The organism is Paenibacillus sp. 01T442 (assembly GCF_056398345.1).
On sequence record NZ_JBFTPF010000037.1, the window covers coordinates 48890 to 65810 of the forward strand.

General features: G+C 44.4%; 18 protein-coding genes. 3 read left to right on the forward strand and 15 right to left on the reverse strand.

The features are described 5' to 3' along the window. Positions 1–126: 126 nt before the first annotated feature. The 10 genes from AC1DLM_RS22895 to AC1DLM_RS22940 all read right to left on the reverse strand — a co-directional run bounded on the left by AC1DLM_RS22895 (position 127) and on the right by AC1DLM_RS22940 (position 10268). Positions 127–2301, reverse strand: coding sequence for a methyl-accepting chemotaxis protein (locus AC1DLM_RS22895; protein WP_441989942.1), 2175 nt, complete (start codon positions 2299–2301; stop codon positions 127–129). A gap of 182 nt (positions 2302–2483) precedes the next feature. After that, positions 2484–3767, reverse strand: a complete 1284-nt coding sequence (locus AC1DLM_RS22900) for a peptidase U32 family protein (RefSeq protein ID WP_477571284.1) — start codon at positions 3765–3767, stop codon at positions 2484–2486. Positions 3768–3792: 25 nt separating this feature from the next. Next, a complete protein-coding gene (locus AC1DLM_RS22905) occupies positions 3793–4719 on the reverse strand; it encodes a peptidase U32 family protein (protein ID WP_441989944.1) in 927 nt (308 codons plus the stop codon). Positions 4720–4742: 23 nt separating this feature from the next. Then, positions 4743–5840: an endolytic transglycosylase MltG gene (gene mltG, locus AC1DLM_RS22910; protein WP_441990029.1), complete on the reverse strand. Its 1098-nt coding sequence runs from the start codon at positions 5838–5840 to the stop codon at positions 4743–4745. A gap of 125 nt (positions 5841–5965) precedes the next feature. Then, a complete protein-coding gene (locus tag AC1DLM_RS22915; RefSeq protein WP_171632067.1) occupies positions 5966–6265 on the reverse strand; it encodes a DUF1292 domain-containing protein in 300 nt (99 codons plus the stop codon). Beyond that, entirely contained in the window at positions 6262–6570 is a 309-nt protein-coding gene (locus AC1DLM_RS22920) for a DUF1292 domain-containing protein (RefSeq protein ID WP_056610485.1), read from the reverse strand. The genes AC1DLM_RS22915 and AC1DLM_RS22920 overlap by 4 nt, the downstream gene beginning before the upstream one ends. 6 nt (positions 6571–6576) lie before the next feature. After that, positions 6577–6993: a Holliday junction resolvase RuvX gene (gene ruvX, locus AC1DLM_RS22925; RefSeq protein WP_056610483.1), complete on the reverse strand. Its 417-nt coding sequence runs from the start codon at positions 6991–6993 to the stop codon at positions 6577–6579. 17 nt (positions 6994–7010) lie between these two features. After that, positions 7011–7271 carry an IreB family regulatory phosphoprotein gene (locus tag AC1DLM_RS22930; protein ID WP_028555746.1) on the reverse strand — a complete coding sequence of 87 codons (261 nt, stop codon included), beginning with the start codon at positions 7269–7271 and terminating at the stop codon, positions 7011–7013. 110 nt (positions 7272–7381) lie between these two features. Beyond that, entirely contained in the window at positions 7382–10009 is a 2628-nt protein-coding gene (gene alaS, locus AC1DLM_RS22935) for an alanine--tRNA ligase (protein ID WP_477571285.1), read from the reverse strand. Between the two features lie 115 nt (positions 10010–10124). Beyond that, a complete protein-coding gene (locus tag AC1DLM_RS22940; protein ID WP_441989946.1) occupies positions 10125–10268 on the reverse strand; it encodes a hypothetical protein in 144 nt (47 codons plus the stop codon). A 153-nt stretch (positions 10269–10421) separates the two neighbouring features. On the opposite strand from AC1DLM_RS22940, the gene AC1DLM_RS22945 reads away from it, so the two are divergent. Beyond that, positions 10422–10643, forward strand: a complete 222-nt coding sequence (locus AC1DLM_RS22945; protein ID WP_171632072.1) for a DUF3951 domain-containing protein — start codon at positions 10422–10424, stop codon at positions 10641–10643. Positions 10644–10919: 276 nt separating this feature from the next. On the opposite strand, the gene AC1DLM_RS22950 is transcribed toward AC1DLM_RS22945, so the two are convergent. The 5 genes from AC1DLM_RS22950 to cymR form a co-directional block, all read right to left on the reverse strand. After that, positions 10920–11990, reverse strand: a complete 1071-nt coding sequence (locus AC1DLM_RS22950; RefSeq protein WP_441989947.1) for an AI-2E family transporter — start codon at positions 11988–11990, stop codon at positions 10920–10922. 155 nt (positions 11991–12145) lie between these two features. Continuing rightward, positions 12146–12349, reverse strand: coding sequence for a hypothetical protein (locus AC1DLM_RS22955; RefSeq protein WP_028555750.1), 204 nt, complete (start codon positions 12347–12349; stop codon positions 12146–12148). A 7-nt stretch (positions 12350–12356) separates the two neighbouring features. Next, positions 12357–12878 carry a PRC-barrel domain-containing protein gene (locus tag AC1DLM_RS22960; RefSeq protein ID WP_441989948.1) on the reverse strand — a complete coding sequence of 174 codons (522 nt, stop codon included), beginning with the start codon at positions 12876–12878 and terminating at the stop codon, positions 12357–12359. A gap of 28 nt (positions 12879–12906) precedes the next feature. Then, positions 12907–14055: a cysteine desulfurase family protein gene (locus tag AC1DLM_RS22965; protein WP_477571286.1), complete on the reverse strand. Its 1149-nt coding sequence runs from the start codon at positions 14053–14055 to the stop codon at positions 12907–12909. 8 nt (positions 14056–14063) lie between these two features. Further along, positions 14064–14483 carry a cysteine metabolism transcriptional regulator CymR gene (cymR, locus tag AC1DLM_RS22970; protein ID WP_056610615.1) on the reverse strand — a complete coding sequence of 140 codons (420 nt, stop codon included), beginning with the start codon at positions 14481–14483 and terminating at the stop codon, positions 14064–14066. A 320-nt stretch (positions 14484–14803) separates the two neighbouring features. Between cymR and mnmA the strand changes: the two genes are divergently transcribed. Together mnmA and AC1DLM_RS22980 are read left to right on the forward strand one after the other, a co-directional pair. Next, positions 14804–15892 (forward strand): tRNA 2-thiouridine(34) synthase MnmA, encoded by a 1089-nt coding sequence (gene mnmA / locus AC1DLM_RS22975; protein WP_477571287.1) that lies wholly within the window; start codon positions 14804–14806, stop codon positions 15890–15892. A gap of 75 nt (positions 15893–15967) precedes the next feature. Next, the gene (locus AC1DLM_RS22980; RefSeq protein ID WP_477571288.1) at positions 15968–16657 is read left to right on the forward strand and encodes an AlkZ-related protein; all 690 of its coding nucleotides are present in this window, start codon (positions 15968–15970) and stop codon (positions 16655–16657) included. Positions 16658–16921: the final 264 nt, after the last annotated feature.

Consider the following 16921-nt stretch of genomic DNA (forward strand, 5'->3'; position numbering starts at 1 on the left):
TTTACACGGTTCAAAATGACCTTATTGCTTCCAGTATCGGCATTCTAGCATCAGGGCAAACCGCTTCCACACTGCAAAAACACAAAAAATCCACCCTCCTAATGGAGAGTGGACTCACTTGTGCTATTATACTTCGAATTTGGATAATGTATCGGTCAATGATTGGGACAGTTGATCCAGCTTGTCCGACAATTTCACCAAACCATCACTGATGCTCAGCTGTTCGGAGCTTAGGGATGCAACTTCCTCGGAAGTCGCCAACGATTCCTCAGCAACTGCACTGACATTCGTCATGGCATCCGACAGCACCACTTGTGATTGTTCGAGTGTCGAAATGGAATCACTAACGGTACTCAACTGAACAATAAAGCCACCCATATGATTCGTTACTTGTTTGAAAATCGTATCTGCTTCTTTAACAGCCATAATCTGCTCTTGGAAGATTGGCGTTGCTGTTGAAAGTACTTTAACAGTTTCATCAATCTCACCTTGAATCGTTTCTGTAATTTGCCCAACAACATCGATGGATTGTTTGGACTGATCAGCAAGCTTACGAATTTCATCCGCAACGACCATGAAGCCTTTGCCCGCAGTACCTGCACGTGCCGCTTCAATTGTGGCATTCAAAGACAAGATATTCGTTTGCTTCGAAATGTTATTCAAAAGATCCAAAATTTTACGGATCGAACGTGTACTTTCTTTCAGTTTATCCACTTTATCAACCATGGAGCGGATCATTTCTTCCGTCAGATTCGTTTTGGCAATCAACTCTGACATGTACTTCGTTCCAAGCTCACTGGACGTTTGTACATCCGCTGCCGCAGTTCCCATCTCAAGATTGGCTTCAATAACTTGCTTCATTTGAATGCCGATATGGTGTGTTAGCTCGTTGCCTTTCTCAGACTCCGTCGCCAAACCGCCTGCGCCATTGGAAATCTCATCCGTCGCCACAGCAATCTCTCTTGCCGCTGTTGCCGTAACTTTAGAAGAGTTCGTCAATTCTTGCGCCGTTTCGAATACAGCTTGTGCAGATGTACTCGTGTGCTGTACCAATGTCGTGATCTGCTGCATCATGACGTCAAAGCTTGCACCTAGCTGCCCAATCTCATCCTGAGACTTGTAATTGGCGCGAACTGTCAGCTTACCTTTGGCACCTTGCTGCATCAGGTTGCGCAGATTAATAAGTGGACTACCAATCATTCTAGCTACGATGATACCGATGATGACCGCTGCAATCGCTGCAAAAAATGCGATCAGAAGCGTGTAGTTGAAAATTTTCTTCGCGTCTTTCACTAGCGCACTGACCGGAATATCACCAACTAAGTTCCAGCCCGATACAGCTGATTTGTAGAAAGCTACTAAATGATCATCTTTCGTGATAAATGAACCATGTTCTTCTTCAAACTGTTCCTTCGTAAGTTGGATAGAAGATACTTTGCCAATTTGACTCATATCTTTTAATGCGATATTCATATTTTTCTGATTCGTAATGATGACATTACTGTCATCTCCTAAAGACATACCGCTTAACTCTTTCGTCAAGATGTCTGTGCTCAGCTCAATAACTAGAACAGCTGTTGACGAGTTCGTTAACGTATTACGCATCAGACGGCTGATCGCAAACGTATTCGCGGAGTTGCTTGAGTATCCTTTGGTTTGACTATCTAACCAAGTTACTTTACCCGCGTTTTCTATTGTTGCTTTAAACCACTCTGTCGAAGCTAAATTTTCAGTTGCCGGAGAGCCACCAGCTCCAGTAATCAGAATCAATTTACCATCTGGTCGATACAAATGAAGCGTTTTAATTGATTTGTTGGAGAAGGTCACTACGTTTAATTTCTCTGTCAATTGACGTGTAACATCTAGTGCTTCATAGGAGGATGCCTCCAATTTAGGAACCTTATCAAGTAAATCCTGCAATTCTTTATTCAGCATAATTTGTAACGATACATCATCAAAGGTCTGATACAGGAAATCTAATTTCTGACCTGCTTGTGTCACGGTTTGTAAACTGGATTGGGACACCTTCTCCTTAATAACACTTTTGGAGACGGAATACGAAATCATCCCTACTACAAGAACGAAAAACAAAATACTAATAAAAAACATCAAAAATAACTTCATACCAACTGATTTTACAGGATTTTCGAGCCTAATGTTGCTCGGTCCTTTGAATGCGTATGTACCATTCGGTGAAGCTGATCCACCACCTGCCGTGTCATTTCGACCCCTTCGAACTTGACCAGTTGCTTGAACTACTTTGTTTAAAATGGAGCGCATACCTTGGAGTCTTTTTGTCATTTCGTTCACCACCATTAGTTTCTAATTAACCTTCTTTTGAATGCTTACTCAAATGAAAAGGTTTACATACATTGTTATACATGAAATTCGACATTCATTTCCAATATCCTTTATAAAACGATATAAAAGAATAAAAAAAGCCTTCTCCAATATAACTCACACTGGAGAAAGCTTCCATGGTACTATTTGCCTGTTTTCTTTCGCATCATATCCCATTTTTTTACAGGAGACTCTACTTTTATCTGAACTAGCTGTAAGGGATGTCTAGCTGCGGTTAATTCTTGACCCGCTTCATCTTGGATAACGCCAACTGTTTGTTTAAAATGCGTCCCTTCCGGGCCGAAAAACTCAATTTCTTGGCCAGGCTTGAAATGATTCCTTTGCTGAATAAGGGCAACCCCTGTTTCTTCGTTATACCCCATAACCAATCCAACGAAATCAAAGCCAACAACTTTATCTTCTGGTTCAAAAATGTGATCCTCATGACCTGGCGCTTCATAGAAGAATCCATCGTTCAAAGGTCGATTCGCCGCTTTATGAATTTCGTCCTGCCACACAGGATTGAGCTTGAAATGCTCAGGATCTTCGAAATAAGCATCGATCGCCTGACGATAGGCATTCACGACGGTTGCCACATAGTGAATGCTCTTCATTCTGCCTTCGATCTTAAAGCTATCCACACCCGATTCAATCATATCCGCGATATGATCAATCATGCTTAAATCCTTGGAGCCCATGGTGAATGCATCATCATCCTCTGCAAACATAGGGAAATCCGTTGCCAACGGTGCATCAAGCGGCTGATCCTTCGTGAATAGATCATATTTCCAACGGCACGATTGTGAGCAGCCGCCGCGGTTCGAATCACGATCCGTAAAGTGATTGGACAACACACACCGCCCCGAATACGAACTGCACATGGCGCCATGAATAAAAGCTTCAATTTCAACATCCACATGCGCCTTGATTTCATCGATTTCCTGCATGCTAACCTCACGCGCCAATACGACGCGTTCGATCCCTTGATCTTTCCAGAATTGGACCGTTTGCCAGTTCATCACCGACTGCTGCGTACTAACGTGAACTTCGAGCTCAGGAGCAACCCGTCGACACGTTTCCATGATGATGGGATCTGCAGCGATAATAGCTGAAATACCAACCTCCTGCAGCCCTCGTAGGTACTCATCTAAGCCTTCAATATCCTCATTATGTGCGTAGATATTCGTTGCTACGAATACTTTGGCACCATATTGCTTAGCAAATTCAACGCCTTCACGCATTTCCTCTTTGGAAAAATTGTCGGCGTTCGAACGCAAACCATACTTTTGTCCACCGATATATACCGCATCTGCGCCATAATGAATCGCAAATTTCAGCTTTTCCAAATTACCTGCTGGAGCTAGAAGCTCCGGCTTATCAAGTCTTACACGTTTACCCCTGGCTCGTGCTTCTACGGCTGTCGTCATCTAGGAGTGCACCTTCTTTCTTCGATCAATATACCTGTTCTTTATAGAAAAACCCGAAACTAAGCTCACGTTCAGGATCCTGTAGTTCCACAATCGCATCCAGCCACTCTTGCTGAAACTCATAGCCTTCGGGATTCGCAAGATAAGCATCAATCGCAGCACGATAGCTTCTCACGACCGTTTCATTGTACTGCGATGATTTGAGCAAGCCTTCAATTTTCAAACTATCCACATTTCCGTCGATAAGTTCTGGCAAATTTTCCAGCATACAAAAATCTTCAGAACTCATAATGTGCGTGCCATTGCAATCCTCGTAAACAGGATAACGTTGGTCGCGTCGTTCGTGTTCAATGAGGAATAGTCCTCGTCCTTTCGAACGGTCCGCTTCCGGCGTTGTTCCTTGATGTGCCATATAATTTTTGACAAGCTCACGCTTGGAGTGATAAATGTTCGTAATTCCATGCACTTGAACTTCAACAGGAATCTCTGACTTCGCTTTAAAATCAAGCACCTGCTCCATATTCAACTCTCTCGCGAGTACAACGCGAACTGCCCCTTGCTTCCCCCAATAATTCGCGGTTGCATAATTCGTTGAAGTCATTTCCGCATTCCAATGAAGCGGCAGCGACTCCGGTAATTGACGAACCGTCATGAGGACAGCTGGATCTCCGAAAATAATAGCATCAACACCATTTGCCTGCAGGGCGGCTAAGTACTCTTTTAAACTTTCGAGTGTTTGATTGTCCATAATATTGTTAACCGCGACATACACTTTCGCTTTCCGTTCGTGAGCCCATGCGACGGCTTCCCCGATCTCATTCAGCTTCACCTCGCCTGGCAGTCGAAGTCCATAGCGATCTTCCCCTATAATAACGGCATCTGCACCTGCAAGGATCATTTGTTTCAAATCAGCGATTGAACCACAGCTGATGACTAATTCTGGTTTATTCACGTGCTTACCTACCTTCTGTCAACTTAATTCGTGGCCTTCTTACTATTGGCAATATTCTTCTTATGCTCTTCAAAGGTTTCTGCAAACAAATGCCCCATAGTTCCATCCTTCTTCGTCACATAGAAAACATATTTCGTTTCCTCCGGATAGATCGCGGCCTTAATCGAGGCTAGACTAGGACTCGCAATCGGACCTGGTGGCAAGCCAGTATTCAAATACGTGTTATATGGACTCTCGATTTGAAGATCCTTTTCCAATAAACGCTCCTTTGACTTATCGAATAAATACTGTACCGTCGCATCGATCTGAAGCGGCATGTTCATTTTCAAACGATTCACGATGACCCCGGAAACAGTAGCACGCTCCGAATCAACAACAACCTCCCGCTCAATCAACGAAGCAATCGTCAGCATCTGGTGTATCGAGAGATTACGAGCCTTTAACTTGTCCTTCCAGTCAGGTGGAAGCGTCGCGAGCATCTTGTCTAGTTGGTCTAATGAACGTTCGACAAACTCCTTTTCGGTAGAGCCTTTCTTAAATTCGTACGTTTCAGGGAATATATATCCCTCTAGTCGGTGTCTGATATTTTTAGTGTCCGGAATTGATAGCGTTGATTCAGATTTAAAGCCCGCAGGATCATCGACAAGCCCCAGAAACGTTTCTTTCTTCCAAGTGCTCTGTTCGCTCACTTTCGTGGCGATCTGCTCAATTGTAAAGCCCTCAGGAATCGTGATGCGAATCATTTCTTCCTTCACAACATCTCCCTTGTTGAGCTTATCAATCATTGCTTCAAATGTCATACCTGGCTTCATCGCATATTCACCAGCTTGAAATTTGGAGCCCTGCTTTTTAAACTTTAAATAGTACGTGAAAATGGAGGAATTCTTAATGAGACCTTTGGTTTCTAATTCATCTGCGATCTGTATCGAGCTGGAGCCTTGCGGAATCGATACACGGACCTCTTGGTCAGTAGCATCAACTGGCTGCAGCGCACTTGCAATAAACAATCCAATGCCACCCGCTGTACCGAGAACAAGCAACACAACGATGCTAAAGCTAATCAATACCCATTTCAACACTTTACGCTTAGGCTTCTGTAATTCTTCTAGCTCATCATCCATATTCACAACGCTTCGATTCCTCCTAAGAACATCCCTCATCAAGCCTTTGCTGTAGCTTCCCTTACTAGCATTAACCATATGCACAACAAAACCGAGCGGATATCATCCGCTCGGTTATCTACTTCTTACAAGTCATCCTGCTCAGGGAAAACCATCTCGTCGTATAACTCAGAAACCGTTTCCCACTCATCATCATCGTCAATGGTAACTAGTTCATATTCACCGTCAGCATTGGAAATGACACGAAAGAGAGCAACTTCCTCTTCCTTCTTCAAGGCTTCCGATTGCATAACAGCATAGGTTTGGTTCTCATAGACGAATTCTTTCAGAAGTTGATACACCGTCGACTCACTTTGGTCGTCAGACAACAGGATATCATCCCCGTAAATTTTGCGCAATACATCAGAAGGTGTTGTCAAACTCATGCTTCTTCTTCCTCATCGAACTCCGCCATTAAGGTGTTGAACGTTTCTTCCACAATATTCCATTCTTCCTCGTCGTCAATGGTGAAAAGCTTCAAATCCTCACCGTCGTCGTCTTCTTCGTAACGGAATGCATACACTTCGTCGGATTCTTCATCTCCGCCGTCTGTCGGCACAACCATCATATATTTCTTATCTGAACCGTCCACTTCGAATTTCATGATAACCTCGAACTCTTCTTCGTTGCCTTCATCGTCCGGGATGTAAATGATTTCTGGTTCTTCTTCACGCAATTCTTCTTTGGACACGTTCATTCACCTCTTCATATTGGCATCCATGTACCCTTGTAGAATAAGCTGTGCAGCCATCTTATCAATGACTAACTTCCGTTTCTTCCGGCTTACGTCCGCTTCAAGAAGCGTCCGAGTCGCAGCTACGGTTGTTAAGCGCTCATCCCATAGGTGTACTGGTACACTGATCTTTTGCTCTAATTCTTGCGAAAAGGCAATCGCAATCTCGCCGCGGGGTCCAATCGTATTGTTCATATTCTTGGGCAACCCCACAACAACTTGCGATACGCCATATTCATTAACAATCTGTATAAGCCGTTCAATGTCCTCTCCCGGCTTATTGCGGCGAATCACTTCAAGCCCTTGGGCTGTCCATCCAAGCTCATCGCTTAATGCAACACCAATGGTTTTATCCCCATAATCCAAGCCCATCCATCTCATGCTGGTTCTCTTTTCTTCTATTTGTGTTGACCCAGATAAGCACGAACTAATTCTTCAATAAGTTCATCCCGTTCCCGTTTACGAATGAGGCTTCTCGCATTATTGTGACGCGGAATGTAGGCAGGATCTCCCGAAAGCAAGTAACCAACAATCTGGTTAATCGGATTATACCCTTTTTCCTGAAGAGCATCATACACCGCCAGCAATACATCCTTCGGCGAAGTTTCGATCTCTTCTGCCTTCACATTGAACTTCATCGTTTTGTCCATGGAACTCATCAGGAGCACCCCACTTCCTTGTGACCTTTGTAAAATAATTAAAAAAACTTGCGTTATACATGTGATATATTCTCTATGGTTTTAAAAATTCCTGTCCATTAGAAAAATAATTATACGAATTGGGAAAGCAGCCCTTCGACACTAGCTAACGCCGCTTGCAATTTAGATGCATCCTTACCGCCAGCTTGCGCCATGTCTGGACGACCGCCACCGCTGCCGCCAACAGCCCCCGCGACTTCTTTAATAATTTTACCCGCATGGAAGCCTTTGGAAACCAGATCAGGTGTTACAGCAGCGACTAAATTGACTTTATCTTCTGCAGCTGCGCCGAGAACGATTACAGCCGAACCCAACTTCCCTTTCATTTCATCAACGATGTTACGAAGAGAATCCATATCAGCCGCATTGACTTGCGCTGCCAGAACGGCAACACCTGCAACTTGTTTCACTTGATCCGTAAGCGAGCCTGCCTCAATACGACCAAGCTTTCCACGAAGTGACTCATTCTCACGCGCCAGCTCTTTCAATTGCTGCAAGGTAGCATCAAGGCGTTTCGGAACATCCGTGATGTTCGATTTCAGCAATCCAGCTGCTTCTTTTAACAGTTGCAGTTGACCATCTAAATATTCGTACGCACTGCGTCCAGAAACGGCTTCAATCCGACGTACACCGGAGCCAATTCCTGATTCACTTACAATTTTGAACAAGCCGATTTGACCTGTATTTTGAACGTGACAGCCTCCACAGAGCTCTAAGGAATAATCACCGACTTGTACTACGCGAACGATATCGCCATACTTCTCACCGAACAGCGCCATAGCGCCCATTGCTTTCGCATCTGCGATCGCTTTGAGGGAAATATCTACATCCGTGCCCTTCCAAATTTGTTGATTCACACGTTGTTCTACGTCTTGCAGCTCTTCACTAGTGATAGAGCCAAAATGAGAGAAGTCAAACCGCAAGCGATCTGGTTCAACGAGGGACCCCGCTTGATTAACATGCGTGCCCAACACTTCCTTAAGTGCTTTATGCAGCAAGTGAGTCGCCGTATGGTTCTTAATGATATCCGTACGTGGTGCAGATGCTACTACCGCCTCTATCGAGTCACCTTTGCGAAGTACGCCAGATTCAACAATAACCTTATGTACATGTTGACCATGCGGCGCTTTCATCACATCAACAACCTGTAGAGTTACTTGATCGTTACGAATCGTACCATGATCACTAACTTGACCACCGCTCTCTGCATAGAAAGGCGTACGATCTAGGACAACCTGACAAGTCTCACCAACACCAACAAGCTCCACGAGCTCATTCTCATGCACAATCGCTTCGATATTAGCAGTAACTACCAATTCATTATATCCAACAAATTCGCTTTTAATCGTTAATTCGGACAGGGGTCCGCCTTGAACCTTCATGCCGCCTTCTTTGTTGCTAGCTGCACGGGCGCGATCACGCTGCTCCTTCATCGAAGCATCAAAGCCCGCACGATCAACGGTTAATCCCTTCTCCGACGCAAAGTCCTCCGTCAAATCGAATGGGAAGCCATACGTGTCATAAAGTTTGAAAGCATCAGGTCCGCTGATTTGGTTCGTGCCTGCTTGCTCCGTTTTCTGAACCATCTCGGCAAGAATGATCAACCCGTCGCTCAGCGTCTCATGGAAACGCTCCTCTTCGGTACGGATCACTTTCTCGATGAACTCACGCTTATCTACAACCTCTGGATAGTAAACACCCATGATGTCACCAACCGTTGGCACTAGTTTGAATAAGAACRGTTTATCGAGTCCAAGTACTTTCCCGTAGCGTACTGCCCGGCGCAGCAAACGGCGAATGATATAGCCGCGACCTTCATTGGAAGGAAGAACGCCATCTCCAACGGAGAAAGCTACTGTACGGATATGGTCAGCGATGACTTTAAGTGCCACATCCTGATCTTCATTCGCGTGGTAAGCAACGCCCGTAAGCTCGCACGTTTTCTCAATGATCGGCAAGAACAGGTCGGTATCGAAGTTCGAGTCAACATCCTGAAGAATGGAAGCGAAACGCTCCAACCCTGCGCCTGTATCAATATTTTTATTAGGAAGCGGCGTGTAGCTGCCATCGGAATTATGATTGAACTGTGTGAATACCAAATTCCACACTTCTAGGAAGCGCTCATTTTCCCCACCTGGCCAGCATTCCGGATCCGACAAGTCACCATATTTATCTCCGCGATCGTAGAAAATTTCCGTACAAGGACCACAAGGACCTTCACCAATATCCCAGAAATTATCTTCCTTGAGCTTATAAATACGCTCTTCTGGAATGCCAATCTGTTTGTTCCAAATATCAAAAGCTTCCTCATCATCTTCATGAACGGTTACCGAGATTCGATTCGGATCAAAGCCGATCCATTGCGGATCCGTTAGGAACTCCCAAGCCCAAGGAATAACTTCTTTCTTGAAATAATCACCAATAGAGAAGTTGCCCAGCATTTCAAAAAATGTATGGTGACGACGCGTTTTACCTACATTCTCAATATCATTCGTACGGATACATTTCTGAGCATTCGTAATCCGTGGATTCTCTGGGATTTCACGTCCATCCAGATAGGGCTTTAATGGTGCAATCCCTGCATTAATCCACAATAAAGATGGGTCGTTGTGCGGGACTAACGAGGAGCTCGGCTCAACCTTATGCCCTTTACTCGCGAAAAATTGCAACCACTTCGAACGAATTTCACTTGCTTTCATCTCTGTGAGCCTCCATATTTAGGATAAGTTTACAAAAAACAAAAAACGCCCCTGCAGCTAACAGGGACGAATCATCGCGGTACCACCCTGGTTATTGGTTTCGTGCTTCCTTTGCCTACGGCGTAGAGCGAATCCAATCTCCTTGTGCGGATTTGTAACGGGTCCAACCGGTGGAGTTCATCCACGCTCCGAAACGAGCTTTGGGCCATCCTAGCACCGTAAGGTTCTTCCAGCCGATCTTCGCAGCATTCGCTGCCAAGCGGAACCTCTTCTCTGACGATGAGCTATGGCTTACTAAGTTTCATCAACGCTTTAATTCACATATAGATAAGGCAAATTATAACTTTATGGGGGGTGCCTGTCAATATGAGGGCATTATACTGTAGAATATAGAAATATGGAGGTGTTTTATATGGACATTTCAACACTTACTTTGCTCGGGCTCATCTTCCCCATCTTCGTCTTAATCATTTACATTATGGCGAAAACAGTCATTAGGAAGCAAATTCCGGACAGCCGTTACAATCCGTTTGACTACATAACGGGGCAATCGCATGTCGAATTTCAAGAACAAAAGGAACAAAAAGAAGAAGATGACAGCCAAGGTGATGATAAAGACAAGCATTTGAAATAGTCATGTACTTTCTTTCATTTCATTAGAAAAACACCATTGACAATGATTCTCAATAGACGTATACTAAGTTTATTGATAATGATTTTCATTTTCAAAGTTAACAACTAACAGCAAGTTTATTACTCACTTATTCCGTAGTCCATTTCATGGTTTACGTATGGGCCACAACCTTTTCTAACTCCTCAACCCTCGTGCAAAACCCTTTGGACCATGATCCCGCAAGTCATGGCTCAAGGGGTTTTGTGCGTCTTTTTGCCTGTTTCCTGATCAGCTAGCCTACGTTGTTTGCTTATGAACGAAGTGGATGAACACATGCTGGACGATGACTTTCATTACGGCGAAGAAGGGTACCGCCAAGATCAATCCCACAACTCCAGCTACTTCGCCACCGACAAGCAAGGCGAAAATGATAAACAGCGGATGCATATGCAGCGTTTTACCTACGACTTGTGGCGAAATCACATTCCCCTCGAGAATCTGCACGGTCAAATTGACAAGTGCGACGAACAGCACCATTTTCAACGAGACGGTTGAAGCCATAATAATGGCCGGTGCCGCGCCAAAAAAAGGCCCCATATACGGGATGATATTGAAGATCGCGACTACGCTGGCAAGCAATAACGGGTACGGCATGCCAATCAGCCAGTAGCCCACATATGCTAGCACGCCAATAATCAAGCACACGAGGAGCTGTCCTCGTATATAGTTGCCCAGCGCCGTATCAATGTCCATGAGCAGGGAGACGGTTTTTTTGCGATGCTTCATCGGTACAATGGCTAGCGCGGTTTTCTCGATAATCTGAAAATCTTTCAAGATGTAGAAAGCCAGGAACGGCACGATGAAAGCTATAAACAGCATATTGATCGTCGTCCCAATTTGATTCATGTAATTCGCAACCGCCATGGTAATCTTCGTTTCCAGTTTCCCTATGGAATGATTAAAGCCATTTCGAACACTGTCAGGCAGCAGTTTATTCTGATTGAAGCCATCAACAAGGGACTGTGCTTTCATCGCCATTTGTGGCATATGTTCATTTAATTCAGCCGCTTGCTCTACAAACATAGGTGTCATATTCATAATAATGACCGTCACTGATGTGATAAATACACTATAAATTAGCAATACGGCAATTGTTCGCGGCATTTTGCGTTTGTTCAGAACCGTGACCACAGGATTTAATATATACGAAATGATTATCGCTATAAAAAACGGCATCACGATGGCTTTAATGAATGTGAAAAGGTAAAACAAGATAGGTTTAATCAGCAAAAGCAAATATAACCCGACTAAGATTAATAAGGCATATATGATCCCCACAAACCATTTATTACTCCAAAATCGTTCCATGCTGCCTCCACCTCTGGTCATTTGAATTCAAAGTAACGTTCATACAGTATGTGTACTAGTTGTCCAATTTAATCCTGACTTAGCACCTCATGACAAAAAAGCGTTATTGTTCAAGCGATTCCTCGCCTGACCAATAACGCTTCAACTTGTTAACTTTAGTTCACGTGCTCGTGGATATGAGAAACTTCTTCCTCAAAAAACAAATCATCCAGAGAACTTAACGTACCATCTTCCTCAACTTGATAGACGGACATCTTATCTCCGTTTACGCTGAGTTCAATGAAACAACCCCAACAGTAAAATTGATGGGAACCGATCTTTCCAATATCTTTGGAATTACAGTTTGGACAACGCATCATGCTCACCCTATTCTTCTTTGGATACGAAGAGTTCTTCTACTTCCTGAGCGCAATGTCCAGGCACGATGATTGCATCTTCCCCCATGGTTGCCGATTCTGGCATGGGAAGCCACTTTCGCCCTTCTTTTAAATCAGAAATAAACCCTTCGGACAATTCATAACCTACTATTTGTTTACCCCAATTCTGGTTTAAATAAACATCTTCTACCACGCCTAATTCGTGCCCTCCCACTGTGATGACCGGGAGTCCCTTAATCTTGTCGCTTCCCTCAAGAAAAGCATGGCACTCATTCTTCTGCCCAAATTCGCAAATGACACTATCGTTCGGTATGGTTATAGCATCCTCTCCGGCAGAAACGATTCCCTCCCATGAAATGTATCGTAAGGACGAGAACCATGTCTTCGCTTCGAGTATAATGCCGCTTATGTTCCACGTTGGGTCAATCAGTAAATCCTTTACTTCACCAACTTGCTTGCCCGACTCAACGGTTACAACGGGAAGTCCTATTAATTCATGCGCTCTGCGCAAGCGTAACGCCTCCTAGAACCACCCAGTACTACTTATTACGCAACCGCTGGATAATGGTTGCAACTTTATGGGCAGCCGTTTCGATTTGTTCTTTAGAATTCCCCATTCCAAAGCTAAATCGCACAGCGGAGTGTGTCACATTTTCTGGAAGTTTCATGGCCTGTAAGACATGTGAAACTTCAAGTGAGCCAGACGTGCATGCGGAGCCGCTTGCAGCAGCTACCTGTTCTAAATCAAGGTTCATTAAGAGCGTTTCTGTAGAAACACCTGGAAAAGAAATGTTTAGAATGTGCGGGACATGCCAAGCCTTATGCCCGTTAATCACAAACCCCTCACAGCCCAATTGCTGTTCTAAGATGGAAATCATGTGTTCGCGAAGCCTACTAGCTTGTGTGTAGTTGCGTTCTTGGAGCGGAAGAATGGTTTCAACTGCTTTAGCGAAGCCGGCAATGGCGGGGATGTTTTCAGTTCCAGCTCTTCGCTTGCGTTCTTGTGAACCACCGAATACGTGAGGAAGCAGCTTCGTATGCTTGGAAACGTAGAGGGCACCTGCGCCTTTGGGGCCATAAATTTTGTGGGCAGACAGACTCACGAGATCGACCGGCAGTTCGGCAAGATTCAGGGAAATCTTCCCTAAAGCTTGCACCGCATCGACATGAAAGGTAATGCCAAGTTTACGTGCTAACCGACCAATTTGCTCAATGGGTTGGATAGTCCCTACTTCATTGTTCACATACATCATAGAGATTAAAGCTGTATCGGGACGAATAGCTGCTTCCACATCTTCTATTTGAATAAGTCCATCTGAACCTACTGGGACGTATGTGACTTCAAATCCAAGGCTTTCCAATCGTTCACAGGGATGAAGCACAGCATGATGCTCGATCGCACTTGTCACGATATGCTTTCTGCCAGCTTGCTCCCCATGCATGATCCCAAAGATCGCCATGTTATTGCTTTCTGTTCCGCCGCTTGTAAAGATAAGCTCACCAGGCAAACAGCCTAAGGATTTCGCCATACCGTCACGGAAGCGATTCAACGCAGTTCTTACCGCACGGCCGAAGCTATGCGTACTGGATGGATTACCATAATTTGCTGTATAGAAAGGCAACATAGCCTCCCATACATGGGCATGTACGGGCGTTGTTGCAGCATGATCAAGATAAATAGGTTCCATGTGTCACCTTAAATGTAAAACATGTAATTATCGTTTTTACCTTTATCCTCAAAAGAAATCAGATTCGCCAATGTCGTGGAGTCCARCACATCCGCAATACTATCACGAATGCGAATCCACAAGTCACGTTTGGCAGGATCATCTTCTTCCGTAAAATCTACGGGGGAGATCGGTCCTTCAAGTACACGAATGACTTCACCTGCAGTTACCTGCTCGGCAGATTTAGAAAGAATATAACCACCATAAGCTCCGCGAATACTTTTTACTAAACCCGCATTCCGTAAAGGAGCTACAAGCTGCTCAAGATAATGTTCAGAAAGCTGATGTCTCTCAGCAATGCTCTTCAGTGAAGTTGGCCCTTCACCCACTCGGTTAGCTAATTCCATCATGATCGTTAGACCATAACGACCTTTTGTGGAAATTTTCAAAATTAACACCTCATTCAACAAGATATGCCATCAAGGAGTCTGTATATATCGCTAAAACTTGAAATGCTTACCAACCTTGCTACCCACGCTAAACACCAGGGTCGTCCCTATCTAGGTAAACAGCGTTTCCATTTTTCGCAAAAACATTCCAAAACATCCGTATTTCGTATCTATGTTATCACAAAACCCTTGTATTGTGGGGGAAAAACAATGACATTCTCATGAAATATTTTAATTTTGAGCAATTGGCATGTATAATAGTAGTGTTCAAAATGAACAGCTCCACCAAAGTCCAGCAAGATGGAAAAGAGGTTTACGCTATGCAAACAAAAAAACGTGTCATCTTAGGTATGTCTGGAGGTGTCGATTCTTCAGTTGCCGCGCTGCTGCTCAAGGAGCAAGGTTATGAAGTTATTGGCATTTTCATGAAAAACTGGGACGATACTGACGAATTTGGTCATTGTACCGCAGAAGAAGACGCAGAGGATGTCAGACGGGTCTGTGACCAGCTCGACATTCCTTTCTATACAGTAAATTTTGAGAAGCAGTATTACGACAAAGTTTTCGCCTACTTTTTGGACGAGTACACCAAGGGCCGCACGCCAAACCCTGATGTCATGTGCAACCGTGAAATTAAATTCGGGGAATTGCTGCAAAAGGTCCTCGATCTAGGCGGCGATTACATCGCGACTGGGCATTACGCGCAAGTGAAAGAACAAGACGGTGAATTCGTGTTGATGCGTGGAAATGATTCGAATAAGGATCAAACCTATTTCCTTAACGTCCTTAATCAAAGTCAGCTTGCMAAAGCGATGTTCCCGATCGGTCACTTGCCCAAGTCCAAGGTACGTGAAATTGCTGAAGCAGCTGGTCTTGCAACGGCGAAGAAGAAAGATAGCACCGGGATTTGTTTCATTGGTGAGCGCGACTTCAAGACGTTCCTCAGCCAATACCTCCCTGCTCGCCCAGGCAATATGGTCGATATACGCAATGGTGAAATCAAAGGGCGTCATGATGGGTTAATGTATTACACATTAGGCCAAAGACAAGGCCTTGGGATTGGTGGATCAGGCTCTGGTGAGCCATGGTTCGTTGTGGACAAGAATTTGGAGACGAACGAATTGCTCGTTGTGCAAGGTGAACAGCATCCTGGGCTTTACTCCAAGGGTCTGACAGCAACGGATGTGAACTGGATATCACCGAAAAAGCCAGAAGGTGCCTACACTTGTACAGCGAAATTCCGCTATCGCCAAGCGGATCAAGGCGTTGTGATTACGTTGCAACCCGACGGCAGCTGTGAAGTTGTCTTCGATAAGCCGCAAAAAGCGGTTACGCCAGGCCAATCCGTTGTCTTTTATGATGGTGTGATATGTCTAGGCGGCGGTGTGATTGATAAGGTTCATAAGTAAGAGGGCGAAGATTTGAGCGTAAAGTAGGACAAAAACAAGAAATTAGTGCAAAGATTAGTGTGGAGGAGAATGTGTATGGCTATGAATGAGGTAACGATTAAAGCTGATACGTATGAAGATGTGAAGAGGCTCGTTAAGGAAATTGGTATACTGCCCCTCTCTACATTCATCCCTGAGCATCCTTCTCTTGAATCCTTAACGGTCCATGAGCAATGGCATACAGGACACGAAACAGATCCTTGGTTATGGCGTGATCGCCTTCCAGGTGACGGTCTTGCGGCTTATGGACGATTTTTCGCCAAGAAGCCCTTATTAATTTCTTCTGAGTTATTTCCGTTGATCAAAAACTTATTGGAAGATCCTTATACGGTGGACGAGCGTTATTCGGATGGTGAGCTCTCCAAAGCGGCAGTAGATGTGTATCACGCTATTGCAGGGAATGAAGGCATTGATGTGAAAGCTCTGCGCACTGCGACCGATTTGAAATCGAAAGAATCTAAGAATGAATTTGATCGTGCCTTGATTGACTTGCAGAGCAAAGCTGATATCGTAATTGCGGGGATTAGTGAGCGTCTGAACGCCAATGGTACCAAAAACGGCTGGAACAGCACATGTTATATGACCGCTGCGCATTGGATGGAGCTGCATGGCATTGCGAAGAATACACTGCCAACACCTGATGCGAAAGCTCAGCTCCGTACGCTGCTACAGGAACAGTATAGCGAGGCTGCCGGGAAATATTTGACGAAGATCTTTAAACTGTAATTGGGGAGGAGCACTTAGGTGCTCCTTTTTTGTTGAGATTGGTTATAACATACAGATTAACTGGAAAACGTACAGCTATTTCGAAGAAATCTAAATTAAAAATCGATTTAGATGGATTATATGTAGTTAATTCTGGCCCATTTGGCAATATTGGCGTAAACGGTTCGGCCCCTTAATTATGGAGTCTATCTGCTGAATACTTGCTTTCTCGCAGTTTCTCATTTTTCGTATTCAACCTTTTTTAAAGGGTAATCTCCACTACCC

What these genes read in the sequence shown, in the direction of transcription:
- mltG (WP_441990029.1), bottom strand. Translation starts at nt 5,840, where the DNA reads ATGGATGATGAGCTAGAAGAATTACAGAAGCCTAAGCGTAAAGTGTTG.
- AC1DLM_RS22930 (WP_028555746.1), bottom strand. Translation starts at nt 7,271, where the DNA reads ATGAGTTCCATGGACAAAACGATGAAGTTCAATGTGAAGGCAGAAGAG.
- AC1DLM_RS22945 (WP_171632072.1), top strand. Translation starts at nt 10,422, where the DNA reads ATGGACATTTCAACACTTACTTTGCTCGGGCTCATCTTCCCCATCTTC.
- AC1DLM_RS22980 (WP_477571288.1), top strand. Translation starts at nt 15,968, where the DNA reads ATGGCTATGAATGAGGTAACGATTAAAGCTGATACGTATGAAGATGTG.
- AC1DLM_RS22915 (WP_171632067.1), bottom strand. Translation starts at nt 6,265, where the DNA reads ATGAGTTTGACAACACCTTCTGATGTATTGCGCAAAATTTACGGGGAT.
- AC1DLM_RS22895 (WP_441989942.1), bottom strand. Translation starts at nt 2,301, where the DNA reads ATGACAAAAAGACTCCAAGGTATGCGCTCCATTTTAAACAAAGTAGTT.
- AC1DLM_RS22900 (WP_477571284.1), bottom strand. Translation starts at nt 3,767, where the DNA reads ATGACGACAGCCGTAGAAGCACGAGCCAGGGGTAAACGTGTAAGACTT.
- ruvX (WP_056610483.1), bottom strand. Translation starts at nt 6,993, where the DNA reads ATGAGATGGATGGGCTTGGATTATGGGGATAAAACCATTGGTGTTGCA.
- AC1DLM_RS22955 (WP_028555750.1), bottom strand. Translation starts at nt 12,349, where the DNA reads ATGATGCGTTGTCCAAACTGTAATTCCAAAGATATTGGAAAGATCGGT.
- AC1DLM_RS22965 (WP_477571286.1), bottom strand. Translation starts at nt 14,055, where the DNA reads ATGGAACCTATTTATCTTGATCATGCTGCAACAACGCCCGTACATGCC.
- AC1DLM_RS22950 (WP_441989947.1), bottom strand. Translation starts at nt 11,990, where the DNA reads ATGGAACGATTTTGGAGTAATAAATGGTTTGTGGGGATCATATATGCC.